Genomic DNA, 25456 nt, shown 5'->3' with positions numbered 1-25456 from the left:
CCCTCGTCGAGTGGCAGGCCGACTGGCTGCGCCGCGGGCTACCGCTGTCCGGCAAGCCCACCAAGTTCCAGGTCCGCGACGGAAGGTTCTGATCCACCCCATGTCCACTCCCTCCCTCCCGTCCTCCCCCGCCCGGTCCGGCGCACTGGACGCACTCGCCCACGGTGCCGTAATCCCCGCGCACCCGCTGGCCCTGCACGACGACGGCTCCTTCGACGAGCGGCGGCAGCGCGCGCTGACCCGCTACTACCTCGCCTCCGGCGCGGGCGGGGTCGCCGTCGCCGTCCACACCACGCAGTTCGAGATCCGGGAACCGGAGGTCGGACTGTTCCGGCCGGTCCTGGAGCTCGCCGCCGAGACGATCGACGCCGAGGCCGGACGCCCGTTCATCAAGGTCGCCGGGGCCTGCGGATACACGGCGCAGGCCGTCGCCGAGGCCGAGACCGCCGCCGAGCTCGGCTACGACGCGGTGCTGCTCAGCCCGGCCGTGCCCGGTGCGGACGAGAAGGGTCTGCTGGAGCGGGCCCGGGTGGTCGGCGAGGTGCTGCCGGTGATCGGCTTCTATCTCCAGGAGGCCGTCGGCGGACGGTACTTGTCGCCCGGTTTCTGGTCCGCGTTCACCGACCTGCCGAACACGGTCGCGGTGAAGATCGCCCCGTTCGACCGGTACCGCACGGCCGATGTCGTACGGGCGGTGGCCGCCGCGGACCGTGCCGACGAGGTGGCGCTCTACACCGGCAACGACGACGACATCATCGGTGATCTGCTCACGCCGTACGAGACGGCCGACGGCGGCCCGCGCTGGTTCGCGGGCGGTCTCCTCGGCCAGTGGGCCGTCTGGACGAGCTCCGCGGTGACCCTCCTCGACGACGTCCGCAAGGCGCGCGGCGGGGACCACGAGGCGATGGTGCGCTGCCTGGCACGCCGCTCCGAGCTGACCGATGCCAACAGCGCGGTCTTCGATGTGCGCGGCGCGTTCCGCGGCTGCATCGCCGGGGTGCACGAAGTGCTGCGCCGCCAGGGACTGCTGGCGAACATCCGGTGCCTGGACCCGGCCGAGACGCTCTCCCCCGGACAGGCCCAGGAGATCAGCCGGGTGGCCGAGGCCTACCCTTGGCTGACCGATGACGCCTTCGTTGCGGAGCACCTCGATGCCTGGCTCTCCTGACCCTGCCGGCCGTTCCCGGGTGGTCGTCGCCGTACCGCCGGGCCTGCGGGCCCAGTTCTTCACCGCCGAGGTGTGGCGGGAGCTGGAGCGGGCGGCGGAGCTGACGGTCCTGGACGACCACCGCGACCGGACGGCGGTGACCGCGGCACTGCCCGGGGCCCGGGCGCTGATCACCTCCTGGGGCGCGCCCCGGGTGGACGCCGGACTCCTTGCCTCGGCCGACCGGTTGGAGCTGGTGGCGCACACCGGCTCGGCGGTCGCCCCCTATGTCACCGAGGAGGTGTTCCGGCGGGGCATCCTGGTGACCCAGGCCGGGGACGAGATGGCCCGCCCGGTCGCCGAGGTGGCGCTCGCGTTCACGCTCTCGCTGCTCCACCGCATCCAGCGCTTCGACCACGCGCTGCGCGGCGGGCTGGAGTGGGCGGCCGCGAGCGAGGCCCCGCCACGCCACGAGATCCACGGCAGCGACATCGGCGTGATCGGTGCCTCCCGCACCGGACGCGCCTACATCGCCCTGGTCCGGGCGATGGGGGCGCGGGTGAGCGTCACCGACCCGTACCTCTCCGACGCGGACGCCGAGGCGCTCGGCGTGCAGTCCGTACCCCTTCGGACACTGCTGTCGCACAGCAGGATCGTCGCCGTGCACGCGCCGGTCACCGAGGAGACCCGCCGGATGATCGGCGCCGAGCAGCTGGCGCTGATGCCGGACGGGGCGGGCCTGGTGAACACCGCCAGGTCATGGCTGGTCGACGAGGACGCGCTCCTCGCGGAGGTGTCGTCGGGCCGGCTGGACGCGGCGATCGATGTCTTCGACGCCGAGCCGCTGCCCGCCGGCCACCCGTTCCGCACCCTGCCGAACGTGCTGCTCACCCCGCACCAGGCGGCGGGCAGCGTCGAATGCCGGCAGCGGCTCGGCATGAGCGCCGTCGACGAGGTGCTGCGGCTGCTCGCCGGACGTCCCCCGGTCCACGCCGTCACCGCCGACGCCCTCACCCGTCTGCACTAGGGCGTGTCCGGCGGGGCTGCAAGAACCGCCCCCAACCCCCCATACCTGTCAGGAGAGTTCACCTTCATGCGACTGATGCGCATCGGCGAGCCGGGCCACGAGCGCCCGGTCCTCGTCTGCCCCGAAGGCCGCCACCACGACCTGTCGGGCATCACCGCCGACATCGACGGCGCGTTCCTCGCCGCGCTCGCCGACGATCCCCACCTGGTCCCGACCGAGCCGGTGCTCCCGGAGACCGACATCACGGGTCAGCGGGTCGGCGCCCCGGTGGCCCGCCCCTCCGCCCTGCTCTGCATCGGCCAGAACTACGCGGCCCACGCTGCGGAATCGGGCAGCGAGCCGCCCGAGCAGCCGATCCTCTTCTACAAGTCGCCGAACACGATCGTCGGCCCGTACGACGACGTGCTCATCCCGCGCGGCTCGAAGAAGACCGACTGGGAGGTGGAACTGGCCGTCGTCATCGGCCGCCGCGCCTCCTACCTGGACTCCCCCGCCGACGCCGCCGCGCACATCGCGGGCTACGCCGTCAGCAACGACGTCTCCGAGCGCGCCTTCCAGCTGGAGGAGTCGGGCGGCCAGTGGTCCAAGGGCAAGAGCTGCGCCACGTTCAACCCGCTGGGCCCGGTGCTGGTGACGGCCGACGAGGTCGGTGACCCGCAGCGGCTGCGGCTGCGCAGCTACGTCAACGGGGAGCCGCGGCAGGATTCCAGCACCGCGGACATGATCTTCAGCGTGGCGCATCTGGTGCACCATCTTTCGCAGTACCTGGTGCTGGAGCCCGGCGACATCATCAACACCGGTACCCCGCAGGGTGTGGCGTTGTCCGGCCGCTTCCCCTACCTGGGTCCGGACGACGTGATGGAGGTCGAGATCTCGGGCCTGGGCCGGCAGCGCAGCGTCTGCCGGCCCGCGTAGCGCCGAAACAGTCTCAGTCCTCCGGGAGTTCGACCGGGGCGATGTCGTCGAAGACGTCGCCGGGGCCGGGGTTCGTCGCGTCGGTCGCGCCGCCGAACTGGGTCATCACGCCCCAGACGGCGTTGAGCGCGGTCTGTACGGCGCCCTCGGCCCATCCGGCCGTCCAGGAGATGTCGTCGCCTGCAAGGAACAGCCCCCGCCGGTCGGCGGGCAGCCGGTCCTGCATGAAGTGGGTGAACAGCCGCCGCTGGTAGCGGTAGTGGCCCGGCAGATTCGCCTTGAACGCACCCATGAAATAGGGCTCGTTCTCCCACGAGACCGTCACCGGGTTGCCGATGATGTGCTTCCTGATGTCGACGCCCGGGTAGATCTCTCCGAGCGACTTGAGCATGACGTCCATGCGCTCGTTCGGGGAGAGCGGCAGCCACTTCAGGCTGTCGTCGCACCAGGTGTACGAGAGGCAGATGACGGCGGGCCGGTCGGGGCCGTCGTCCAGGAGGTACGTCCCCCGGGTCATCCGGTCGGTGAGCGTCATCGACATGACGTCCCGCCCGGTCGGCACCCCCCTGCTGTCGACGGCCTTGTCCAGCCAGAACGGCCGGTCGACGGGGACGAACAACTTCGACGACTCCATGTAGTGGGTGCGCTCCATCGCCGTCCAGTGGTCGATCGGGAAGAGCGCGTCGTCGCAGTCGATCTTCGAGAGCAGCAGCCAGGACTGCCCGGTGAAGATGGCGGCCGGGTAGGTGCGGATGTCACCGGTGGCGTCGGTGACGGTGATCCGGTTTCCGGCGGTGCGGTGCAGCCGGGTCACGGCGGGGCGCGGCTCGCCTCCGTGCAGCGAGGACAGCGACGTGCCGAGCGGCCAGTGGACGATCTTCTGCGGTTCGCGGTCCCAGAGCCGCAGCGGGAGCTGCTGGCTGCCGCCGACGATGGAGCGGTGGTGGTCGTCGGCCTCGGTGTAGACGACGCGCAGGATCTCCAGGATGGAGTTGGGGAAGTCGGTGTCCCAGCCGCCCGTGCCGAAGCCGACCTGGCCGAAGATCTCCCGGTGGCGGAACGACTTGAACGCGTCGGAGTCGCAGAGGAATCCGTAGAAGGTCTGGTTGTCGAGCTTTTGGACGAGCTCCGCCCAGATCTCCCGGATGCGCGGCACATCGCGTTCGCGCATCGCCCGGTTCATGTCGGAGAAGTCCGCGCCCTCCTCCAGACAGCGGTTCCAGGCGTCCATCACCTCGCGGTAGACCTGCGGCAGATCGTCGACGGTCCGCGCGTAGTGCGCCTCACCCTTGAGGTCGACGACGGTCGACGGGGTGGCCGGGGAGAGCGGGTTGGGGAACGGCTTCGTCTCCAGGCCGACCAGGTCGATGTAGTGCTGGAGCGCGGTGGAGGACGGCGGGAACCGCATCGCGCCCATCTCGGCGGTGAGTTCCCCTTCTTCGCCTGCGGCGGAGCAGCCCTCGAAGCCGACCGTACGCAGCCGCCCGCCGATCTCGTCCGCTTCGTAGACGACGGGCCTGAGCCCCATCTTCATCAGCTCGTACGCGGCGACGATGCCGGAGAGCCCGCCCCCGATGACGGCGACCTCGGTGCCGTGCTCGGTCGCCGGTATCTGCCCGATGCCCGCGGGGTGCGCCAGGAAGTCGTCGTACGCGTAGGGGAAGTCCGGCCCGAACATGGTGATCGGCTCGGTGGCGTCGGTGTGCTGGACGGCGTTGGGCACCGTGGACGTCATGGGGTACGGACTCCTTGCGCAAAAAAGACGGAACGGGGGGCGACGGGCTCAGACGAGGGAGCCGTACAGACCGGGGCGGCGGTCGCTCAGATACGGGTTGGCGGCGCGCGAAGCGCTCAGGAACTCGGGGTCGACATCACCGATGACGAGTTCCTCACCACGTCCGGCGCGGGCGCGGACGGTGCCGTCCGGACCGGCCAGGCAGCTCAGCCCGACGAACTCGAACCCGCCTTCCTGACCGGTCCTGTTGACGTATGCCACGTACAGCTGGCTCTCGAAGGCGCGCACCGGCACGACGGACTCGGCGACGAACTGGAAGGGGTGCATCACCGCGGTGGGCACCAGCAGCAGATCGGTGCCCGCGAGGGCGTGCGCGCGGACGTTCTCCGGGAACTCGACGTCGTAGCAGATCATGATCCCGATGCGGACGCCGTCGAGTTCGGCCTGGACGACGGGCTGCTCGCCCGGGGTGAACCACTCCTGCTCGAAGCAGCCGAAGAGGTGGGACTTGCGGTAGTTCGCGAGCGCCGCGCCGTCGGGCCCGATGAGCTGCGCGGCGTTGAAGATCTCCTCGCCCGCACGCTCCGGGTAGCCGTAGAGGACCGCGAGCCCGTGCCGTGCGGCGATCTCGGCGACCGCCCGGGCGGAAGGACCGTCGGCCGGCTCGGCCAGCCGGGGGACATCGGCCCCGATCGCGTACCCGGTCAGGAACAGCTCGGGGCAGACCAGCAGCCGGGCCCCAGCGTCCGCGGCCCGCTGCGCCGCTTGGTCGAGCACCTTGATGTTCTCGTCCACGTGCCCGGGTCGTCCGGAGCTCTGGAGCAGGGCGGTGCGCAACGGCGGCATGGCTGACCTCGGGCGGTACGGGCGGGGCGGGGACGTATAGACCGTACGGTCCACCGCGCGGGCCCGACAAGGCACGACCGTTGCGCGCACACCATCGATCCATTGCGCGCCGACGGCCGGTGGCGGCGATTCATTGCGCGCGACGTCTTCGCAGGTCAAGCGGGTGACCCAGGTCTCGGCCCAGCAGGCGGATCAAGCCCGCCCGGCACCTGGGCCCCTCTTACTCGGGCGCCCCCGACGAGTACCGCCGCAACAGCGGCGAAAGCACCAGCACGGACTTCGTCCGCTCCACGTACGGCTCGCCCGCGATCTGTTCGAGCACCTGCTCGAAGTGGCGCATGTCTGCGGCGAAGACCTGCACGATCGCGTCGGCCTCCCCCGTCACCGTGGAGGCCGAGGCGATCTCCGGATACCGGGCGAGCCCCCGCTTGATCGCCTCCGGCGACGTGTTCCGGCTGCAGTAGATCTCGATGAACCCCTCGGTCTCCCACCCCAGCGCCGCCGGATCCACCCGCACCGTGAAGCCGGTGATCGCGCCCTCGGCGCGCAGCCTGTCCACCCGGCGCTTCACGGCGGGCGCGGACAGGCCGATGATCGCGCCGATGTCCGCGTAGGAGCGCCGGGCGTCTTCGGCGAGGGCGTGGACGATGCGTTCGTCGAGGTCGTTCAGGCGCACTTCGGGCGGTTCACTTCTCTGCGATGGTCTACTTCGGGGGCGGCAGGAGCCGCCCCCGAAGTAGACCATGGCGCCGCCTCGCCGGGCGCGCTCACCGCATCCGGTGACCGGTCAGAACGGGAACTGCGAGCGGCCGTGCTGCACCGAGATCCACTTCTGCGTGGTGAAGGCATCGACCATCGAATCGCCGTTCAGGCGGCCGAGGCCGGAACTCTTCTCGCCGCCGAACGGGACGATCGGCTCGTCGTGGACCGTGCCGTCGTTGATGTGGATCATGCCGGTGTGGACGCGCTGCCCGATCCGGACACCGCGCTCGATGTCGCCGGTGTGCACCGCACCGCTCAGGCCGTACGGGGTGTCGTTGGCGATCCGTACCGCCTCGTCGTCACCGTCGAACGGCACGAGAAGTGCGACCGGCCCGAAGATCTCCTGGGAGAGGACGGGAGAATCGGCGGCCAGCCCGGTCAGCACGGACGGGCTCACCAGGTTGCCGTCGGCCCGGCCGTGCAGCAGGGCGGTCGCACCGGCCTCGACGGTCTGGTCGACGAGCGAGGAAATGGCCTCGGCCTGCGAGGAGTTGATCAGCGGGCCGATCACGGTCTCCGGGTCGGCCGGGTCACCGACCCGGAGCGACGCGACCTTGGCGACGAACTTCTCGGTGAACTCCTTCTCCACCGCCCGGTCGACCAGGATCCGGTTCGCGGCCATGCAGACCTGGCCCTGGTGCACGTACCGACTGAAGACGGCCGCGTCCACGGCGTAGTCCAGATCGGCGTCGTCGAGGACGATGAGCGCGCTGTTGCCGCCGAGTTCGAGCACGGCGCGCTTGAGGTTCGCCGCGCACACCGTGGCGACGTGCCGTCCCACCTTGTCCGAACCGGTGAAGGAGATGACCTGCGGAATGGGGTGCTCCAGCAGTGCGTCACCGATCTCGGCGATGTCGGTGACCACGACGTTCAGGAGACCGGCCGGCAGCCCCGCCTCCTCGAACACCTTCGCCACCAGCGTGCCGCCGCAGACCGGCGTGTTCTGGTGCGGCTTGAGCACCACCGCGTTGCCGAGCGCCAGCGCGGGGGCGACGGACTTCAGCGAGAGCAGGAACGGGAAGTTGAACGGGCTGATGACGCCCACGACACCGACGGGCACCCGGTAGACGCGGTTCTCCTTGCCCTCGGTCGGCGAGGGCAGAATCTGTCCGACGGGCCGCAGCGCGAGCTGGATCGACTCCCGCAGGAACTCCTTGGCGAGATGCAGTTCGAAGGCCGCCTTCAGCCGGGTGCCGCCCAGCTCCGCGACGATCGCGTCACTGATCTCGGGCTCACGTTCCTCGACGACGCGCAGCACCCGCTCCAGCACCTGCCGTCGGGCATACGGGTTGGTGTCGCCCCACGCCCGCTGCGCGGCCTCGGCGGACCGGTAGGCCTGGTCCACCTCGTCGGTCGTGGCGACCGTGATCGAGGCGAGCTTCTCCCCGTTGTACGGATTGAAGTCGATGATGTCCCAGGACCCCTTGCCCGGCCTCCACTCGCCGTCGATGTACTGATGGGCCAGATCGGTGAAGAAGGACATGAGATCCCTTACCACAGAGGAACAGGCGGCTGATTGGGTTTCATGTTACTTACATTCCAACGAGGTTGAGGCGGATCGCGGCGGTATCCAGGGGCCGGATTCGGACATCCGTGCCACCCTCGAAGGCACCCGGAAACGCCGTTGCCCCCCATGGCCCGAACGGCCGTGGAGGGCAACGGCGTTGCCGGATTACGGGATCAACTCCAGCTGGCGTGCAGCGGTTTGCCCTCGGCGTATCCGGCGGCGCTCTGCACCCCGACGACCGCCCTCTCGGCGAACTCCTCCAGGGAGGCCGCACCGGCATAGGTGCAGGAGGAACGGACGCCCGCGATGATCGAGTCGATCAGGTCCTCGACGCCGGGCCGGGCCGGGTCGAGGAACATCCGAGAGGTGGAGATGCCCTCCTCGAAGAGCGCCTTGCGAGCCCGGTCGTACGCCGACTCGTCCGACGTACGGTTCTTCACGGCGCGGGCGGATGCCATGCCGAAGGACTCCTTGTAGAAGCGGCCGTCGGCGGACTGCTGGAGGTCGCCGGGCGACTCGTACGTACCGGCGAACCAGGAGCCGATCATCACGTTGGACGCACCCGCGGCGAGCGCCATCGCGACATCGCGAGGGTGGCGCACACCACCGTCGGCCCAGACGTGCTTGCCGTACTTCTTCGCCTCGGCGGCGCACTCCAGGACGGCGGAGAACTGCGGCCGCCCCACGCCCGTCATCATCCGGGTGGTGCACATGGCGCCCGGTCCGACACCGACCTTGATGATGTCCGCACCGGCCTCGACGAGGTCGCGCACGCCCTCGGCGGCGACGATGTTGCCCGCGACGACGGGCACCTGCGGGTCGAGCCCGCGAACGGCCCGGACCGCGTTGATCATGGACTCCTGATGGCCGTGGGCGGTGTCCACGACGAGCGCGTCGATGCCCGCGTCGAGGAGCTGCTTGGCCTTGCCCGCGACATCGCCGTTGATCCCGACGGCGGCGGCGATCCGCAGCTTGCCGCCGGCGTCGGTCGCGGGGGTGTACAGGGTGGCGCGGAGCGCGGCCTTCCGGGTGAGGATGCCGACGAGCCGGCCGTCCGCGTCGACCGCGGGGGCGAGCTTGCGGTGGGCGCCGTCGAGCTTGTTGAACGCGTCGCGCGGGTCGATGTCCGCGTCGAGCAGCACCAGGTCCCTGGACATGATCTCGGAGAGCTGGGTGAAGCGGTCGACACCGGTCAGGTCGTGATCGGTGACGACACCGACGGGCCGCTGCTCCTCGTCGACGACGACGCCGGCGCCGTGCGCGCGCTTGGGCAGCAGGGACAGGGCGTCGGCGACTGTCTGGCCGGGGGCCAGCACGATCGGCGTATCGAGCACCAGATGGCGCGTTTTCACCCACGAGACGACGTCGGCGACGACCTCGAGCGGGATGTCCTGCGGGATGACGACGAGCCCGCCGCGGCGGGCGACCGTTTCGGCCATCCGGCGGCCCGCGATGGCCGTCATGTTCGCCACCACGAGGGGGATGGTGGTGCCGGTACCGTCGGGGGAGGAGAGATCGACACCCTGGCGGGATCCGACCGCCGAACGGCCCGGGACCATGAAGACATCGTCGTACGTGAGGTCGTACGGGACCGAGGGGGAGTCTGTGTAGCGACCGGTGCCGGGCTCAAGAAAACGCATAACACTCATGTTTTCACACGAAACGGAGCAGGTCGCTTCCACGAAGACACAGCAAATACCCCCCACGTTCGTACGTTCCTCCAGAGGAACCGGGCGGGAGTACCGGGCAAGTGGAACCTGCCTTGCCGACGGACCCTACCCGAACCGCGTCCGAATCATTCGCGATCAGACCTTCCCTGGACCTGGTGGAAGGGGTCGGGTAGCTTCCAACCCGCAGGTCCCGTGGGTCGCCGCGTCGCCCCGGAGGAACATGCGGAAGGGTCACAACTTCCGTAATCCACACGACCGGAGAGGATCACGACCCACCCGTGGAGAGCGAACTTCCGGACATCTACTGCCCGTTCCCCCAGCGGACGAATCCGCACGTCGGGGACACCAGAGTTCATCTCGACGACTGGATCCGCAACACCGGTCTGGTACACCGCGATTCAGCCAGGGAACGCTTCGAGCAGGCGGACTTCGGGGCGTTCGTCGGCATGGTGTACCCGACCGCCGACGGCAAGAATCTCGAGCTCGTCGCCGACTGGTTCGTGTGGCTGTTCCTCGTCGACGACCAGCTCGACGACGGTCATCTCGGCCGCAGCCCGGAGCGGGTGCGGGACGTGGTCGCGGTGATGCGGTCCGTGATCGAGGGCAACGGTACGGGCGGTCCGGCGGACCATGAGCTCCCCGCCGCCGTGGTCGCTCTGGTCGATCTGTGGGAACGGACGACGCCGGCCGCGGCCGCACACTGGCGCGCCCGGTTCGGTCGGCACCTGGTCACGTATCTCACGACGGCCACCACCTGGGAGGCCGGGAATCGGGCCGCGGGTGTGGTGCCGCCCGAGGAGACGTACATCGCCAAGCGCCGCCACACCGGCGCGATACATGTCTGCATGGACCTGATAGAGATCGTGGCCGGGATCGAGGCACCCGAATCGATCCACAACGACCCCCGGTTCATCACTGCGGTGGAAGCCTCGTGCAACGTCGTGTGCTGGGCCAACGATGTGTACTCCTACGAGAAGGAGCAGGTGCTCGGCGAGATCCACAATCTCGTCCACCTGGTCCGCCACCACCGCGGTCACGGCAAGCAGCAGGCGCTGGAACACGTCTGCGCGGAGATCGCCACGGAGACGGAGCGGTTCCTCGCCGCCGAGGCCGAGCTGCTGGCCGCGCACCCGCAGCTGTCCTGGATGCTCACGCCGTACCTGGACGGGATGCGGAGCTGGATGCGCGGCAACCTGGACTGGTCCCGGCAGACCCCCCGCTACAACCCGGCCGATGTGAGCCAGTACGAGAAGCCGGAGCAGTACCTGGAGGCCTCGGTCCTGGGCATGGCCCAGGACTGAAGCGGCGAACCGCCCGGGCAGCTCACCCGCTGTCCGGGCACATCACTCGCCGCCACCCGCACGGCTCGACAGCCGTGCGGCACAATCGAGCCCGTCCGGCGATCGAGGACAGAACGCTCACCGGGTGGCCCCGGCAACGACCACCGCTGCCGCCGCCCCCGGCGCCCCTCAGACGCCGTCCGGATCCGCCCGCTCCAGGGCCGGCCGCCGCGGCGCCGACGACTCCGTCAGCAGGTAGTCCGCCGCCGCCGTGTCCGTCACCAGGCTGGTGACCAGACCGGACCGCAGGACCGCCCCGATCGCCGCGGCCTTCCGCTGGCCGCCCGCGATCGCCACCACCTCGGGGATCCGGCGCAGCCGGTCGGCCTCGACCGTGATGCAACGCTCCCCCAGGTCCCGGCCGACCCGCCGTCCCTCCGTGTCGAAGAGGTGCGCGGACATCTCGGCGGCGACGCCGAGCGACGCGTAGTGCGCGCGCTCCTCGTCCGTCAGCATGTCGTGGACGGTGGAGATGCCCGGCTCCCAGGAGCCGATGGACACCGCGGCGACCGTCACCTTGTCGAAGTACTCGAAGGCGCGGGCGATACCGGTCTGGTGGCGCAGCGCGGCGGCCGTGGCCGGGTCGGGCAGCAGCATCGGGGCGTAGATGGGGTGGGCCTCACCGCCGGCCACCTGGGCGGCCCGGCGGACCGCCTCGACCGAGCCGCGCTCGGCCGTCCCCGCGTCGTACACCCCGGTGAGCTGCACGACCGTGCACGGCGGCAGCCGGTCGAGGGCCGCCGCCATGTGGATCGTGGAGCGGCCCCAGGCCAGGCCGAGCACATCGCCCTCGTTCACCAGTTCGCCCAGGAGATCGGCCGCGACCTCCCCCAGGTTCTCCGGGTCGGGTGCGTCGTCCTGCTCCTCCGCGGGGGATTCGACGACGACCGCGTGACGCAGCCCGTAGCGGGCCCGGAGCGCGTCGGAGCGCTCGGCGTCGAGCTCGGCGGGGACCCGGATCTCGATCCGCACGAGGTCGCGTTCCAGTGCCGTCTCCAGGACCCGGGCCACCTTGAAGCGGCTGACGCCGAACTCCTCGGCGATCTGGATCTTCGACTTTCCTTCGAGGTAGAAGCGGCGGGCCATGGCCGCCGCCTGCACCAGCTCCGCGGGCCCCATCCGCAGGGCGGACCGGCCCGCCGACATTGCAGACACCGCGATCTCCTCACTGCTGTTCACACTCTCGATACGCCGTTCATCCTGTCAGATCCGGCGATCCTTGATCGGTCCCGTCGGACCACGTTCATCCGCCCTTGGCCGGGCCGACCCGCAATCGGGGGCCGGAGTGGCCGCCGGCTCCACTTCCGGGTTCAGTGGCCGCATGCCCAGGCCGCCGATGCCGTGGCCGCGTCGGCCCTGGCCCGCAGTGCGCGCACGGCTTCGGCCGGGTCAGCGGCCCCGTACACCGCCGAACCCGCTACGAACACGTCCGCACCGGCCTCGGCGCACCGCTCGATGGTGGACTCGGAGACGCCGCCGTCGACCTGGAGCCAGAGTTCGAGGCCGTGCTTGGAGATCAGCTCACGGGTGCGGCGGATCTTCGGCAGCATGATGTCCAGGAACGCCTGGCCGCCGAAGCCCGGCTCCACCGTCATGATCAGCAGCATGTCGAGCTCGGGCAACAGGTCCTCGTACGGCTCGATGGGCGTCGCGGGCTTGAGCGCCATGGAGGCTCGGGCGCCCTTGGCCCGGATCTCCCGCGCCAGCCGTACGGGGGCTGCCGCCGCCTCGACGTGGAAGGTGACGGAACCGGCGCCCGCCTCGATGTACTGCGGCGCCCAGCGGTCCGCGTCCTCGATCATCAGATGGCAGTCGAGGGGGGTGTCCGTGGCCCGGCTGAGCGATTCCACGATCGGCACGCCAAGGGTCAGATTGGGCACGAAGTGGTTGTCCATCACGTCGACGTGGAGCCAGTCGGCGCCTTCGACCGCCTTCGCCTCCTCGGCGAGACGGGCGAAATCGGCGGACAGGATGCTGGGGTTGATCTGGGCCATGTGCCAAGCCTGCCATGCTCGGCGCCACTTCCCAGCCCCGGTGCGGGCCAAAGCCTCACGGGATCATTACAGTTCGCTCGATCCGGGCCGCCCACTCCGCGCGATCCGGGCGTTTCCGCCCGCGTCGGACCCGTCAGGCGGTGCGCCGCAGCAGTGCCAGGTACATCGCGTCCGTGCCGTGCAGATGCGGCCACAGCTGGACGTCGGGGCCGTCGCCGAGCGCGGGCACGCCGGGCATCAGCGGGCGGGCGTCGACCCACTCCGCCTCGACCGGCTCTCCGCCCCGCCCCTTGAGCACGTCCTCGACGACGACCCGCGTCTCCGCGAGATGCGGTGAGCAGGTCGCGTATCCGACGATGCCGCCGACCCGCACCGCCTTCAACGCCTCGCGCAGCAGCCCGCGTTGCAGCGGTGCGAAGCTCTCCAGGTCCTCCGGGCGGCGCCGCCAGCGGGCCTCCGGGCGGCGCCGCAGCGCGCCGAGTCCCGAGCACGGCACGTCCATCAGGATCCGGTCGAAGGTGCCGGGGCGCCACGGCGGCCGGGTGCCGTCGGCAGTGATCACCTGGTACGGGCCGGGGTTGCCGGCCAGCGCGCGCTCGACGAGGCGGGCCCGGTGCGGCTGCTTCTCGGCGGCGAGCAGGGCCGCGCCCCGTTCGGCGGCGAGGGCCGCGAGCAGGGCGGCCTTGCCGCCGGGCCCGGCACAGCCGTCGAGCCAGCGGGTGTCGCTGCCCTCCACCGGCGCGTTGGCGAGGGCGGCGGCCACCAGCTGGCTGCCCTCGTCCTGGACTCCGGCGCGGCCCTCCTGCACGGCCGCGAGGGCGCCGGGCTCGCCGCCCTCGCCCATCCGTACGGCGTGGGGCGACCAGCGGCCGGGCAGGCCGTTCCCGTCGCCGAGGGCGGCGAGCAGCTCATCGGTGGTGGAGCGGCCGGGGCGGGCGACCAGCGTGACCTCGGGCCGTTCGTTGTCCGCCTCGAGGAGGTCCTCGATCCCGGCGCGGCCGCCGCCCAGTGCGTCCCAGAGCGCGGACACGATCCACCGCGGATGCGAGTGCACGACCGCGAGGTGGTCCTCGGCGTCCTCGTCGTACGACGGGGCGACGCGCGCCAGCCAGCCGTCGAGATCGTCCGCGGAGACCTTCCGGAGGACGGCGTTGACGAACTTGGCACGCCCCTCGCCGAGCACCACCCGGGCCAGCTCCACACTCGCGGAGACGGCGGCGTGGGTGGGGATACGGGTGCCGAGCAGCTGGTGCACGCCCATGTCGAGCACGTCGAGAACCGGCGGGTCGACCTCGCGCAGCGGCCGGTCGATGCAGGCGGCGACGATCGCGTCGTACGTGCCCTGGCGGCGCAGCGTCCCGTAGACCAGCTCGGTCGCCAGCGCCGCGTCCCTGGCGTCGAAGTCGCCCTTGGCGCGTGCCTTCTTCAGCAGCGGGGGCAGGACGAGGTTGGCGTACGCGTCGCGTTCGTCGACGGCCCTGAGCGCCTCGAAGGCGAGGAACCGGACCGGGTCCTTCTGGGGCCGGCGATGCGGCTTGGCGGGACGGCGACGCTGCTGGTCGTTCACGTGAAAGGTGCTCCGCTGATGGTGAGAGGACGAACCCTTCCAGCCTACGTCGCCGCCCCGGTCCGGATCTTCCTGGTGCCCCTCCCGGCAAGCTTTGCCCCGTCGGGGCGAACAATGCCGGTCACGGCACTTGGCCCTGTCCTGCCGGTCTTCGCGGGCCCGGAACGACTGGCACGGCACCTCGCCGCGTTGTCGTCAGTCGCCCAAGTACGTGTCCGGTACGAGGACGATCCTCCGCCTTGCGATGCACCGCACCAGACGCCCCGGGTCGATCCACGAAGATCGACAGGACAGAACCTAACTGCCCAGCAGCTCGCCGTGGACGATACGCACCCCGCGGGCCCAGTCCGCGGCCCGCATCGGCTTCTTGCCCTGCGGCTGGACCCAGAGCAGCTCGACGGCGTGCGATCCGGTGCCCACGTACACGTTGTTCTTGGCCGCCGACAGTTCGCCGGGGGCCAGGTCGGCGCGGTCCGGTACGGGCACCGCCTGGATCAGCTTCAGCCGTTCCCCGCGGAACAGCGTCCACGCCCCGGGAGCGGGTGCGCAGCCGCGCACCACCCGGTCGACCCGCAGGGCGGGGGCGGACCACTGCACCTGGGCGTCCTCGACGGTGATCTTCGGTGCGAGGGTGACGCCCTCGGCGGGCTGCGGCACGGTGTGCAACGTGCCGTCCTCGATGCCGTCCATGGTCGCGACGAGCAGCCCCGCCCCGGCGAACGCCAGCCGGGTGAGCAGGTCTCCGCTGGTGTCGGTGGGCCGCACTTCTTCGGTGAGGACGCCGTACACCGGGCCGGAGTCGAGCCCCTCCTCGATCAGGAAGGTCGACGCACCGGTCACCTCGTCCCCGGCCATGATCGCGTGCTGTACGGGGGCCGCGCCGCGCCAGGCGGGCAGCAGCGAGAAGTGGAGGTTGACCCAGCCGCGGGCGGGTACGTCGAGCGTGGTCCTGGGCAGCAGCGCCCCGTAGGCGACGACGGGACAGCAGTCCGGGGCGATCTCCCGCAGCCGCGCCAGGAAGTCCTCGTCGCGCGGGCGGGCGGGCTTGAGCACCTCGATCCCGGCCTCCTCGGCCCGCTCGGCGACGGGGCTGGCGACCAGCCGACGGCCTCGCCCGGCGGGGGCGTCGGGCCGGGTGACGACGGCGGCCACCTCGTGCCGACCGGAGGCGATCAGGGCGTCCAGGGCGGGTACGGCTACCTCGGGGGTGCCTGCGAAGACGAGCTTCATGGGTGGCTGACTGCCTCTCAGGCCGAAACGTACGGTGACGAGCAACGCATCTGGGACCGGCACGCGTGGGGCGGGAGAAAGGCGGGGCGGGATGCGTGCAGCCGCAAGGCGGAGGACTACGGCATGGCGCGCCATGGTGATGGACGACAATGCCGCAGATGTGCGTGCCCAGCCCCGCGGCGCCGCCCCTGTGTGCCGGTCGGTCCAAGTCTAGGGGCCGGGCGCCCCGGGGGCGTACGCAGCACTTCGCGCCCCTTGGACAAGCGCACGCGCCCCTCCAGCGTGACCAGATCCACGGCTGACGCGTTGGTCAAGAGAGATTGACCGAAGCGAGCCGCCACGTGCGGCCCGATCCCTTTCAACGCCGGTTCGAGAGGCTTCTTCATGGCCGACCACGCAACCCACGACGCCCAAGCGAGGGCCAGTCTGCATCTGTTGGTGCGGGACATCGAGCGGGTCCGGCGGCAGGTGGACGCGCTGCGCACGCTCACCGCCCAACTGGGCAACGTCTACCGTCCGCGCCGCTCCGGCCCGTCCACGGGCTTCGTCGTCTACGGCCGGGCCCCGGCCCCCACCGTCAGGCTGGCCCAGGAACTGCGCGACAGCGTCGAGACCCTGGTCACCGCGGCAGTGGACTTCGACCGCTCGCTGGGCTTCTCCTGGGACGCGGTGGGCTCCGCGCTCGGGGTCACCAAGCAGGCGGTGCACCGCCGCTACGGCGCCCGCCGCAACGCCCGCCAGCCGGGGGCGGCGACCGAGACCGCCGCGGAGACCGCGGTGGCCCGCCCCCTGCCCATGGCACCCGGCTCCACCGATACGCCACCGCTGCCCGCCGTGCCCGCCGCTCGCTCCATGCCACCGCAGCCGTCGGTGGACCGCCCGTCACTGCACGAGGACCTGCGCCCGGGCGCCTTCCCCGGCCCACGCAACGGCTGATCACGCCACCCCGCGTCCTGCCCCGCCGCGCCCGTCGCCCGGCGGGGCAGCCGCGTCTCCTCGCCCGGTCCCGCGCCCGCCATCACCCGATGTCCGGCGGATCCACCCGGATCCGGACCTGCTCACCGCTCCCCCGGGCCATCCGCGCCGCCTGCGCCGCCTTCAACGCGGCCGCCAGCGCCGCCCCGCTCCCCGGAGGCACCCTGAGCAGGGCGCGCTCCCACGATTCCCCCGGCGGTGCGTCCCCGGGCCTGCGGGGCCTGCCGGGTTCGGCGCCCGGCACCGGGACCGGGCCGAGCACCTCCGCGTCCGGCGGCAGTTCGGCGGCTGTGAGGAACGCGGCGAGCGCCTCCGGCGAACCGGTCACCGAGGCCATCCGGGACACCGGCGGAAAGCCGAGCTCGGCCCGCTCCGCCAGCTCGCGGCGGGCGTGCCCGACCGGGTCCCAGCGCACCAGTGCCTGCACCGGCCGCAGGGTCGGCTCGGCGACGATCACCACCGTGCCGCCCTCCGGCTGCCCGCGCACCAGCGAGGCCGCGGCCGTCCAGCGGCGCAGCGCTTCCTCGCCCGCCCGCAGGTCGGGGCGGCCCACCATCGCCCACCCGTCCAGCAGCAGCGCTGCCGCGTAGCCGCCCTCGGCGACGGGTTCGGCGCCCGGGGTGCTGACGACCAGTGCGGGCACGTCCGGCACCGAGTCCAGGATGTGGTCGCGGCCCGACGTCCGTACCGGCACGGCCGGGAACGCCCGGCCGAGCTCCTCGGCGGTGCGACGGGCGCCGACGATCTGAGCCCGCAGCCGGCCCCCGCCGCAGGCGAGGCAGTGCCAGGCGGTCTCGGCCCGTCCGCACCAGGCACAGTCGAGATCCCGCTGATCCGGTGCCTGGAGCGGTCCGGCGCAGTGCCGGCACCGAGCGGGTTCACGGCAACGCTCGCAAGCGAGACGGGGCGCGTATCCACGGCGCGGCACCTGGACCAGGACGGGACCCTCGCGCAACCCGTCCCGTGCCGTCTGCCAGGCCAGGCTGGGCAGCCGGGCCGCCCGTGCGGCCCCGTCCCGCGCCAGCTCCCCGTCGCCGACCGTACGCACCAGGGGCGCCGCGATCCGCAGCTGTTCCCGGTCCGCGCGCAGCGGGAGCGCCCAGCCGCTCTCCACCAGCTGTGCGGCCTCCACGGTGCAGTTCGTACCGCCGAGCAGGAACGCGCACCGGCCGTACGCGGCCCGTAGTTCGAGCACTTCCCGGACGTGCGGGAAGGGGGCGTTGTCGTCGCTGTGGCTGGAGTCCCCGTCGTCCCAGACGGCGACCAGGCCGAGATCGGCGACGGGGGCGAACATCGCGGCCCTTGTCCCGACGACGGCCCGCACGGAGCCGCGCCGCACGGCGAGCCACTCCCGGTACCGCTTCTCCGGTCCGGAGTCGGCGGTCAGCAGGGCGTGGCGTCCCCGGCCGAGCAGCTCGGTGAGCGCGGCATCCACCCGGCCGGCGGCCCGGCCGTCGGGCACGACGACGAGTGCGCCACGCCCGGAGGCGAGGGTCGCGGCCATGGCCCTGGCGATCTCCTCGGGCCAGTACGGGCCGGGCAGCGCGGTCCAAACGGCCCGGGGCGCACCGCCCTCGGCCAGTGCCCGCAGGAACGCCGGCCCCTGTGGGTATCTCTCCCAGCTCCCCGCCGCCGGGGCGGGCGGCGGGGGCAGCGGCTCGGGCGAGGGCTTGGCCTCGGCCCGTCCGTTCCTGGGCGGCACGGCGAGCTGCAGCACATCGGCGAGGCTGCCCGCGTAACGATCGGCGACGGCCCGTGAGAGGGCGAGCAGCTCCGGTCCCAGCACCGGTTCGGAAGATACGACGTAGGCGAGCGCGGCGAGGGCACCCGGGTAGTCCGATTCGGCGAGCCGCTCCACGAGGAACCCGTCGATCAGCCCGCCGCCCTCGCGCCGGCCGCCGCGGACATTGCGTGCCCCGGCCCCGAATCGCACCCGCACGCGCACCCCGGGCTGTGCGTCGGCGTCGAGCTCCTCGGGGACGGCGTAGTCGAAGTACTGGTCGAGATGGAGCACGCCCTTGTTGACCAGCACCCGGGCGACGGGCAGCTCCTTGGCGAGCGCGGCGCCGCGCCAGGTCCGCGGCTTGGCCCGCGGCACCTTGGCCTTCCGGACCGTCTCCCGAATCAGCGCAAGCTGCTCCGGGGCCCCGCTCCCGGGGTCCTCGGATCGCTCGTTGTCGCTGCTCACAGCCAAATTCCTACCAGACTCCACTGACAGCGGCCCCGGCGCGAGCGCACCCGCGGCCGCACGCACGAGGGCCCGGACACCGCGTACGGCGTCCGGGCCCCGGCGTACAGACTGCAAGAGCGGCAAGCTTATGTGCGGGGAGCAACAGAGCCCGAGCGGGCTCTGTTCGCCCCAGGTCGTTACAGACCGGCCGCCGTGCGCAGCGCGTCCACTCGGTCCGTGCGCTCCCAGGTGAAGTCGGGAAGCTCGCGGCCGAAGTGGCCGTACGCCGCGGTCTGGGCGTAGATCGGGCGCAGCAGGTCGAGGTCGCGGATGATCGCGGCCGGGCGGAGGTCGAAGACCTCCCCGATGGCGTGCTCGATCTTCTCGGTCTCGACCGCGGCGGTGCCGAAGGTCTCGACGAACAGACCGACGGGCTCGGCCTTCCCGATCGCGTAGGCGACCTGTACTTCGCAACGGGCGGCGAGGCCCGCGGCGACGACGTTCTTGGCGACCCAGCGCATGGCGTACGCGGCGGAGCGGTCGACCTTCGACGGGTCCTTGCCCGAGAAGGCGCCACCGCCGTGACGGGCCATGCCGCCGTAGGTGTCGATGATGATCTTGCGGCCGGTCAGACCGGCGTCGCCCATCGGGCCACCGATCTCGAAACGACCGGTCGGGTTGACCAGCAGCCGGTAGCCGTCGGTGTCCAGCTTGATGCCGTCCTCGATCAGCTGCCCGAGCACGTGCTCGACGACGAACTCGCGGATGTCCGGCGCGAGCAGCGAGTCGAGGTCGATGTCGCTGGCGTGCTGCGAGGAGACGACGACCGTGTCGAGACGGATGGCCTTGTCGCCGTCGTACTCGATGGTGACCTGCGTCTTGCCGTCCGGGCGCAGGTACGGGATGGTCCCGTTCTTGCGGACCTCGGAGAGCCGTCGCGAGAGCCGGTGCGCCAGGTGGATCGGAAGCGGCATGAGCTCGGGCGTCTCGTCGCAGGCGTAGCCGAACATCAGGCCCTGGTCGCCGGCGCCCTGCTTGTCGAGCTCGTCCTCATCGCCCTCGACCCGCTTCTCGTACGCGGTGTCGACTCCCTGCGCGATGTCGGGCGACTGCGCGCCGATGGACACCGAGACACCACAGGAGGCGCCGTCGAAGCCCTTCTTGGAGGAGTCGTAGCCGATTTCGAGAACCTTGTTGCGTACGAGCGTCGGGATGTCGGCGTAGGCCTTGGTCGTGACCTCACCCGCAACATGCACCAGACCGGTGGTGATCAAGGTCTCGACGGCGACGCGGGACCGGGGGTCCTCACGGAGCAGTGCGTCGAGAATGGTGTCGCTGATCTGGTCAGCGATCTTGTCGGGGTGGCCCTCGGTGACAGACTCCGAGGTGAAGAGACGGCGGGACACATCGCTCCCTGGGGTTGCAGCGGCTGCTGGCTGATCATTTGGCGGACCGCCGGGAGCTGCGCCCGACACGGTCCGCAGGCCAGTTTATCGGTCACTTCCGTTCGGCGGACAACGTGTCTCGCCCTTTGGTAGTTCTGTGACCTGTGGCACGTCCCGCGGCGGTGGGGAAATCTGCTGTCCGGAAAGCTTTCTGCGCCCGTATTTCAAGGGTTTCCGCCTACGCGAAGAAGGAGAAAGGAATTTCATCCGAGCCGCGACGACACGAGATCCCAGACCGTGTCGGCGAGCGCCTCCTTGGGGCCGTGGGGCACCGGGGTCTCACCGCCGTCGGCTGCCAGGACCACCGCTTCGTTCTCCTCGGAGCCGAATGTCCTGTGTTCCCCCACCTCATTGACGACGAGCAGATCGCAGCCCTTGCGACGGAGCTTCTCACGGCCGTTGGCGAGGACGTCGTCGGTCTCGGCGGCGAAACCGACGACGATCTGGTCCGGGCGGGCACGTTCACCGGCGACCTCGGCGAGGATGTCCGGATTGCGGACCAGTTCGATGGGCGCGGGCTCCTGGCCGTCCTTCTTCTTGATCTTCCCCGTCGCGTACTCCGCGGGGCGGAAGTCGGCGACGGCCGCCGCCATCACGACCACGTCGGCGTCCGCCGCGGCCTTCAGCACCGCCTCACGCAGCTGTATGGCGGTCCCCGCGTGCAGGACGTCGGCGCCGGCCGGGTCGGGCAGGCCGGTGTTGGCCTCGACGAGGGTGACCCTGGCGCCGCGGGCGACCGCGGTGCGGGCCAGGGCGTAGCCCTGCTTGCCGGAGGAGCGGTTGCCGAGGTACCGCACCGGGTCGAGCGGCTCTCGCGTGCCACCCGCGCTGATCACGACATGGCGGCCGGCCAGGTCGGCTTCGACGGGTCCGCGGGCCAGCACCCGGCGGCACACCTCGAAGATCTCCCCGGGCTCAGGGAGCCGGCCCTTGCCGGTGTCGACGCCGGTGAGCCTGCCGACGGCGGGCTCGATGACGACGGCGCCGCGGCGGCGCAGCGTGGCGACGTTCTCCTGGGTGGCGGGGTGCTCCCACATCTCGGTGTGCATGGCGGGCGCGAAGACGACCGGACAGCGGGCGGTGAGGAGCGTGTTGGTGAGGAGGTCGTCGGCGAGTCCGTGGGCGGCCTTGGCGAGCAGGTCGGCGGTGGCGGGGGCGACGACGACGAGGTCGGCGCCCTGTCCGATCCTGACGTGCGGCACCTCGTGGACGTCGTTCCAGACCTCCGTGGAGACCGGGTGGCCGGAGAGCGCCGACCAGGTGGCCGCCCCCACGAAGTGCAGCGCCGACCCGGTCGGGACGACGCGCACATCGTGACCGGACTCGGTCAGCCGACGCAGCAGCTCGCACGCCTTGTACGCGGCGATGCCCCCGCTGACCCCAAGAACGACCTTCGGCTTGTCCACTGCGTCTCCCCGCACTCGGATACGAACACCACCATGCTGCCTCACCGCGACCGGTCCGACGCCGTCGCCCCGGACACACCACTGACCCTCCGGGCACACCACAGGCCCGGCGGTCGTGGCCGCCGGGCCTGTGGTGAAGGTGCAAACCCTGCTTACTGCGCGGGGCCCTCGATGGCCTCGGAGGTGAGCAGGCCCGCGTTGATCTCGCGGAGCGCGATCGAGAGCGGCTTCTCGTGCACGTGGGTGTCGACGAGCGGACCGACGTACTCCAGGAGACCCTCGCCGAGCTGCGAGTAGTACGCGTTGATCTGGCGCGCGCGCTTGGCGGCGTAGATCACGAGGCTGTACTTCGAGTCGGTGGCCTCGAGGAGCTCATCAATCGGCGGGTTGATGATGCCCTCGGGCGTGGTGATGGAAGAGGACACTCTCTGCCTTCCGAAGGGGGGTAAAGATCAAAGAAATCTTTGACAGTGCGGAGTTCCGTGATGGCGGAGCTCCGTTGTGCGTGTGCGCCGACCGTCAGTCGCTGTCGACACGGTGGCCGGAAGCCTCCAGCATCAAGGCTAGCAGCTCACGGGCCACGTCCTCGACGGAGGTGTTGACCAGCGTCGTATCGAACTCGGACTCGGCGGCCAGTTCGATCCTGGCGGCGGCGAGCCGGCGCTCGATCACATCGGCGGACTCGGTCCCACGACCGGTGAGCCGGCGGACCAGCTCCTCCCAGCTCGGCGGGGCCAGGAAGACGAGCCGGGCGTCCGGCATCGACTGCCGGACCAGCCGGGCACCCTGGAGGTCGATCTCCAGCAGCACCGGCTCGCCCGCTTCCAGGCGCTCGAGCACGGCGCGGCGGGGCGTGCCGTACCGGTTGCCCGCGAACTCGGCCCACTCCAGCAATTCGCCGTTGGCGATCAGCTTGTCGAACTCGTCGTTGTCCACGAAGAAGTAGTGGACACCGTTGCGCTCGCCGGGGCGCGGCTTGCGGGTCGTCGCCGACACCGAGAGCCAAACCTCGGGGTGGGCCTTGCGCATATGGGCGACGACCGTGCTCTTGCCGACCCCCGAGGGGCCGGAGAGCACGGTCAGCCGCGGACGTACGTCCGGGGGTGCGGGGGACGTCCCCCGGGATGTTGCAGCCATGGAGCGATTATCCAGGTTCTCAGGAGTGCCTGAGAACGTCAGGCGGCGCTGCCGCCGAACTCACGCTCCAGGGATGCGATCTGGTTGGAGCCGAGTCCCCGGACCCGGCGGCTCTCGGAGATGCCGAGACGCTCCATGATCTGCTTGGCGCGGACCTTGCCCACGCCCGGCAGGGACTCCAGGAGGGCGGAGACCTTCATCTTCCCGATGACGTCGTTCTCCTGGCCCTGCTTGATGACCTCGTGGAGGGAGGCGCCGGAGTGCTTGAGTCGATTCTTGACCTCGGCCCGCTCCCGGCGAGCCGCGGCGGCCTTTTCGAGCGCGGCTGCGCGCTGTTCAGGGGTAAGGGGCGGAAGAGCCACGCCTACGTCACCTCGGATGTCGATCTGTCGGATACGGACCGGTGCGGACGCTGGACGCTCCACACCAGGTGAGCGACGGACAACATGTGTACGTCGGCTCTCGACGGAGACTAGCGGCCAAGGCCGTCCGAGTCAGCGAGAACCAACGAAAAGTCCTGGTCAGCCTCAGCCGACCAGGACATTTCAGACATAACAACCGAGTTTTTTGGTCAGGATTCAGTCAACACCCGGATACGTGGCATGGTCATCTACGTGCGACGGCCTTCCGGACCTCGTCCGTGAGCCGATCGGCTGCCGCCCGCAGCCCCGCCATGTCCGGTCCCCGGCTCAGTACGCCGCGGCTCACACTGGGCACCACATTGCCCACCGCGTCGCCGAAGACACCGGGCAGATCGGCGGGCGTCGCGCCCTGGGCACCGATCCCGGGGGCCAGCAGCGGACCGTTGATGGCGAGATTCACACCCGCGTCCCCGAGCGTGGCACCGACCACCGCGCCGACGGAACCGAGCGGGGTCACTCCCTCGTTCTCGGCGGCCATGTGGTCGAGCATCAGCTGGGCCAGCGAACGCCCGTCGGCGGCGGTGGCGCGCTGCACCTCCGCCCCTTCCGGGTTGGACGTCAGGGCGAGCACGAAGACACCCGAGCCGGAGAGGACCGCCGCGTCGAGCGCCGGGCGCAGCGAACCGAAACCGAGATACGGCGAGACGGTGACCGCGTCGGAGAACAGCGGCGAGTCCTTGTCCAGGTAGGTCGCCGCGTAGGCGCCCATGGTGGAGCCGATGTCCCCGCGCTTGGCGTCCATCAGGACGAGCGCGCCGGCCGCGCGCGCCTCCTCGACGGCCTTCTCCAGGACCGCGACGCCGCGCGAGCCGAAGCGCTCGAAGAACGCGGACTGCGGCTTGAGCACGGCGACCCGGTCCGCCAGTGCCTCGACGACGGTACGGGTGAACCGCTCCAGACCCGCGACGTCGTCGTTCAGGCCCCAGGCGGTGAGGAGCGAGGCGTGCGGGTCGATGCCGACGCAGAGCGGCCCGCGGGTGTCCATGGCGTGGCGCAGACGTGCGCCGAACGGTTCCGGGATCATGCGGTGGCCTTCCTGCTTTCCGCGCCGACGGCTTCGGCGAGGGTGGCGTACGGGGATGCGGCCAGGCGCGCGGCCAGGCCCTTGTGGATCGCCCGGGCGTAGAACGGGCCCTCGTAGATGAAGGCGCTGTAGCCCTGGACGAGCGTGGCGCCGGCGAGGATGCGCCGCCAGGCGTCCTCGGCGTTCTCGATGCCCCCGACACCGACCAGGGTGATCCGGTCGCCCACCCGCGCGTACAGGCGGCCGAGAACCTCCAGGGAGCGTGCCTTGAGGGGCGCCCCGGAGAGTCCGCCGGTCTCCGCGACGAGGGACGACGAGGAGTTCAGGCCGAGGCCGTCCCTGGCGATGGTGGTGTTGGTGGCGATGATGCCGTCCAGTCCCAGCTCGACCGCGAGATCGGCGACCGCGTCGACGTCCTCGTCCGCGAGGTCCGGGGCGATCTTGACGAGCAGCGGGACCCGCCGGTCGGTGACGGCCCGGTCGGCCGCGTCGCGCACGGCGCCGAGCAGGGGGCGGAGCGCCTCGGTGGCCTGGAGATTGCGCAGGCCGGGCGTGTTGGGCGAGGAGACGTTCACGACGAGGTAGTCGGCGTGGCGGGCGAGCCGCTCGGTGGACTTCACGTAGTCGCCGACCGCTTCGGCCTCCGGTACCAGCTTCGTCTTGCCGATGTTGACGCCGACCGTGGTCCTGAAGACCGGCCTGCGGGCGGCCAGCCGCTCGGCCACGGCGGCCGAGCCCTCGTTGTTGAAGCCCATGCGGTTGATCAGCGCGCGGTCCGCGACGAGACGGAAGAGGCGCTTTTTGGGGTTGCCGGGCTGCGGCTCGCCGGTGACCGTACCGATCTCGATGTGGTCGAATCCGAGCATTGACATGCCGTCGATCGCGACGGCGTTCTTGTCGAAGCCGGCGGCGAGGCCGAAGGGGCCGTGCATCCGCAGGCCGAGCGCCTCGGTGCGCAGCTCCTTGTGGCGGGGGGCGAGCACGGCGGCGACGAAGGTGCGCAGCACGGGGATGCGGGCCACGAGGCGGATCCAGCCGAAGGCCAGGTGGTGCGCCTGCTCCGGGTCCATCCGCCTGAAGACCAGCTGGAAGAAGAACTTGTACATCGGGAGTGTCCTCACAGAGAGGGGGACACCG

At 71.1% G+C, this 25456-nt stretch carries 22 protein-coding genes; 5 read left to right on the top strand and 17 right to left on the bottom strand.

Annotated features, from left to right (window positions below):
- Positions 1-100 precede the first annotated feature (100 nt).
- The 3 genes from ACZ7L9_RS26840 (at position 101) to ACZ7L9_RS26830 (ending at position 3089) form a co-directional block, all read left to right on the top strand.
- Positions 101-1168, top strand: coding sequence for a dihydrodipicolinate synthase family protein (locus ACZ7L9_RS26840; protein WP_471418964.1), 1068 nt, complete (start codon positions 101-103; stop codon positions 1166-1168).
- Positions 1152-2174, top strand: a complete 1023-nt coding sequence (locus ACZ7L9_RS26835) for a hydroxyacid dehydrogenase (protein ID WP_471418962.1) — start codon at positions 1152-1154, stop codon at positions 2172-2174. The genes ACZ7L9_RS26840 and ACZ7L9_RS26835 overlap by 17 nt, the downstream gene beginning before the upstream one ends.
- A 66-nt stretch (positions 2175-2240) precedes the next feature.
- Positions 2241-3089: a fumarylacetoacetate hydrolase family protein gene (locus ACZ7L9_RS26830; protein WP_471418960.1), complete on the top strand. Its 849-nt coding sequence runs from the start codon at positions 2241-2243 to the stop codon at positions 3087-3089.
- A 13-nt stretch (positions 3090-3102) separates the two neighbouring features.
- On the opposite strand, the gene ACZ7L9_RS26825 is transcribed toward ACZ7L9_RS26830, so the two are convergent.
- The 5 genes from ACZ7L9_RS26825 to ACZ7L9_RS26805 form a co-directional block, all read right to left on the bottom strand.
- Positions 3103-4824 (bottom strand): flavin monoamine oxidase family protein, encoded by a 1722-nt coding sequence (locus tag ACZ7L9_RS26825; protein ID WP_471418958.1) that lies wholly within the window; start codon positions 4822-4824, stop codon positions 3103-3105.
- A gap of 48 nt (positions 4825-4872) precedes the next feature.
- A complete protein-coding gene (locus ACZ7L9_RS26820) occupies positions 4873-5670 on the bottom strand; it encodes a carbon-nitrogen hydrolase family protein (RefSeq protein WP_471418956.1) in 798 nt (265 codons plus the stop codon).
- A 220-nt stretch (positions 5671-5890) separates the two neighbouring features.
- Positions 5891-6346 carry an Lrp/AsnC family transcriptional regulator gene (locus ACZ7L9_RS26815; protein WP_471418954.1) on the bottom strand — a complete coding sequence of 152 codons (456 nt, stop codon included), beginning with the start codon at positions 6344-6346 and terminating at the stop codon, positions 5891-5893.
- Between the two features lie 111 nt (positions 6347-6457).
- The gene (locus ACZ7L9_RS26810) at positions 6458-7915 is read right to left on the bottom strand and encodes an aldehyde dehydrogenase family protein (RefSeq protein WP_471418952.1); all 1458 of its coding nucleotides are present in this window, start codon (positions 7913-7915) and stop codon (positions 6458-6460) included.
- Positions 7916-8112: 197 nt separating this feature from the next.
- Entirely contained in the window at positions 8113-9579 is a 1467-nt protein-coding gene (locus ACZ7L9_RS26805) for a GuaB1 family IMP dehydrogenase-related protein (protein ID WP_471418950.1), read from the bottom strand.
- 308 nt (positions 9580-9887) lie between these two features.
- Between ACZ7L9_RS26805 and ACZ7L9_RS26800 the strand changes: the two genes are divergently transcribed.
- Positions 9888-10910 carry a terpene synthase family protein gene (locus tag ACZ7L9_RS26800; protein ID WP_471418948.1) on the top strand — a complete coding sequence of 341 codons (1023 nt, stop codon included), beginning with the start codon at positions 9888-9890 and terminating at the stop codon, positions 10908-10910.
- Between the two features lie 168 nt (positions 10911-11078).
- Here ACZ7L9_RS26800 and ACZ7L9_RS26795 read toward each other — a convergent pair whose 3' ends face one another.
- The 4 genes from ACZ7L9_RS26795 to fmt all read right to left on the bottom strand — a co-directional run bounded on the left by ACZ7L9_RS26795 (position 11079) and on the right by fmt (position 15740).
- On the bottom strand, positions 11079-12095 hold the full coding sequence (locus tag ACZ7L9_RS26795; RefSeq protein WP_471418977.1) for a sugar-binding transcriptional regulator: 1017 nt from the start codon (positions 12093-12095) through the stop codon (positions 11079-11081).
- Between the two features lie 164 nt (positions 12096-12259).
- Complete coding sequence (rpe, locus tag ACZ7L9_RS26790) at positions 12260-12943, bottom strand: ribulose-phosphate 3-epimerase (RefSeq protein WP_471418946.1); 684 nt, start codon at positions 12941-12943, stop codon at positions 12260-12262.
- Positions 12944-13076: 133 nt separating this feature from the next.
- Positions 13077-14510: an RsmB/NOP family class I SAM-dependent RNA methyltransferase gene (locus ACZ7L9_RS26785; RefSeq protein WP_471418944.1), complete on the bottom strand. Its 1434-nt coding sequence runs from the start codon at positions 14508-14510 to the stop codon at positions 13077-13079.
- A gap of 297 nt (positions 14511-14807) precedes the next feature.
- Positions 14808-15740 (bottom strand): methionyl-tRNA formyltransferase, encoded by a 933-nt coding sequence (fmt, locus tag ACZ7L9_RS26780; RefSeq protein WP_471418942.1) that lies wholly within the window; start codon positions 15738-15740, stop codon positions 14808-14810.
- A gap of 384 nt (positions 15741-16124) precedes the next feature.
- On the opposite strand from fmt, the gene ACZ7L9_RS26775 reads away from it, so the two are divergent.
- Positions 16125-16676, top strand: coding sequence for a hypothetical protein (locus ACZ7L9_RS26775; protein ID WP_471418940.1), 552 nt, complete (start codon positions 16125-16127; stop codon positions 16674-16676).
- Positions 16677-16758: 82 nt separating this feature from the next.
- Here ACZ7L9_RS26775 and ACZ7L9_RS26770 read toward each other — a convergent pair whose 3' ends face one another.
- The 8 genes from ACZ7L9_RS26770 to ACZ7L9_RS26735 all read right to left on the bottom strand — a co-directional run bounded on the left by ACZ7L9_RS26770 (position 16759) and on the right by ACZ7L9_RS26735 (position 25425).
- The gene (locus tag ACZ7L9_RS26770; protein WP_471418938.1) at positions 16759-18903 is read right to left on the bottom strand and encodes a primosomal protein N'; all 2145 of its coding nucleotides are present in this window, start codon (positions 18901-18903) and stop codon (positions 16759-16761) included.
- Positions 18904-19082: 179 nt separating this feature from the next.
- The gene (gene metK / locus ACZ7L9_RS26765) at positions 19083-20291 is read right to left on the bottom strand and encodes a methionine adenosyltransferase (RefSeq protein ID WP_471418936.1); all 1209 of its coding nucleotides are present in this window, start codon (positions 20289-20291) and stop codon (positions 19083-19085) included.
- A 242-nt stretch (positions 20292-20533) separates the two neighbouring features.
- Positions 20534-21736, bottom strand: coding sequence for a bifunctional phosphopantothenoylcysteine decarboxylase/phosphopantothenate--cysteine ligase CoaBC (gene coaBC, locus ACZ7L9_RS26760; RefSeq protein WP_471418934.1), 1203 nt, complete (start codon positions 21734-21736; stop codon positions 20534-20536).
- Positions 21737-21888: 152 nt separating this feature from the next.
- Complete coding sequence (rpoZ, locus tag ACZ7L9_RS26755; RefSeq protein WP_003970369.1) at positions 21889-22161, bottom strand: DNA-directed RNA polymerase subunit omega; 273 nt, start codon at positions 22159-22161, stop codon at positions 21889-21891.
- A 94-nt stretch (positions 22162-22255) separates the two neighbouring features.
- Entirely contained in the window at positions 22256-22873 is a 618-nt protein-coding gene (gene gmk, locus ACZ7L9_RS26750; RefSeq protein ID WP_471418932.1) for a guanylate kinase, read from the bottom strand.
- 38 nt (positions 22874-22911) lie between these two features.
- Positions 22912-23235 (bottom strand): integration host factor, encoded by a 324-nt coding sequence (locus ACZ7L9_RS26745; protein ID WP_014157387.1) that lies wholly within the window; start codon positions 23233-23235, stop codon positions 22912-22914.
- A 244-nt stretch (positions 23236-23479) separates the two neighbouring features.
- Entirely contained in the window at positions 23480-24319 is an 840-nt protein-coding gene (gene pyrF, locus ACZ7L9_RS26740) for an orotidine-5'-phosphate decarboxylase (RefSeq protein WP_471418930.1), read from the bottom strand.
- A complete protein-coding gene (locus ACZ7L9_RS26735) occupies positions 24316-25425 on the bottom strand; it encodes a quinone-dependent dihydroorotate dehydrogenase (protein WP_471418928.1) in 1110 nt (369 codons plus the stop codon). The genes pyrF and ACZ7L9_RS26735 overlap by 4 nt, the downstream gene beginning before the upstream one ends.
- Positions 25426-25456: the final 31 nt, after the last annotated feature.

The sequence above is a fragment of the Streptomyces sp. NPDC111516 genome (genome assembly GCF_055635345.1).
The sequence above is the reverse complement of the archived record's forward strand: the minus strand, read 5'-3'. Positions and strand labels throughout refer to the sequence as shown.

Excerpts from the sequence above, each read along its gene's own strand:
- ACZ7L9_RS26840 (WP_471418964.1), top strand. The coding sequence starts at position 101 with ATGTCCACTCCCTCCCTCCCGTCCTCCCCCGCCCGGTCCGGCGCACTG.
- ACZ7L9_RS26835 (WP_471418962.1), top strand. The coding sequence starts at position 1,152 with ATGCCTGGCTCTCCTGACCCTGCCGGCCGTTCCCGGGTGGTCGTCGCC.
- ACZ7L9_RS26830 (WP_471418960.1), top strand. The coding sequence starts at position 2,241 with ATGCGACTGATGCGCATCGGCGAGCCGGGCCACGAGCGCCCGGTCCTC.
- ACZ7L9_RS26825 (WP_471418958.1), bottom strand. The coding sequence starts at position 4,824 with ATGACGTCCACGGTGCCCAACGCCGTCCAGCACACCGACGCCACCGAG.
- ACZ7L9_RS26820 (WP_471418956.1), bottom strand. The coding sequence starts at position 5,670 with ATGCCGCCGTTGCGCACCGCCCTGCTCCAGAGCTCCGGACGACCCGGG.
- ACZ7L9_RS26810 (WP_471418952.1), bottom strand. The coding sequence starts at position 7,915 with ATGTCCTTCTTCACCGATCTGGCCCATCAGTACATCGACGGCGAGTGG.
- ACZ7L9_RS26805 (WP_471418950.1), bottom strand. The coding sequence starts at position 9,579 with ATGCGTTTTCTTGAGCCCGGCACCGGTCGCTACACAGACTCCCCCTCG.
- ACZ7L9_RS26795 (WP_471418977.1), bottom strand. The coding sequence starts at position 12,095 with ATGTCGGCGGGCCGGTCCGCCCTGCGGATGGGGCCCGCGGAGCTGGTG.
- rpe (WP_471418946.1), bottom strand. The coding sequence starts at position 12,943 with ATGGCCCAGATCAACCCCAGCATCCTGTCCGCCGATTTCGCCCGTCTC.
- fmt (WP_471418942.1), bottom strand. The coding sequence starts at position 15,740 with ATGAAGCTCGTCTTCGCAGGCACCCCCGAGGTAGCCGTACCCGCCCTG.
- ACZ7L9_RS26775 (WP_471418940.1), top strand. The coding sequence starts at position 16,125 with ATGGCCGACCACGCAACCCACGACGCCCAAGCGAGGGCCAGTCTGCAT.
- gmk (WP_471418932.1), bottom strand. The coding sequence starts at position 22,873 with ATGGCTGCAACATCCCGGGGGACGTCCCCCGCACCCCCGGACGTACGT.
- pyrF (WP_471418930.1), bottom strand. The coding sequence starts at position 24,319 with ATGATCCCGGAACCGTTCGGCGCACGTCTGCGCCACGCCATGGACACC.
- ACZ7L9_RS26735 (WP_471418928.1), bottom strand. The coding sequence starts at position 25,425 with ATGTACAAGTTCTTCTTCCAGCTGGTCTTCAGGCGGATGGACCCGGAG.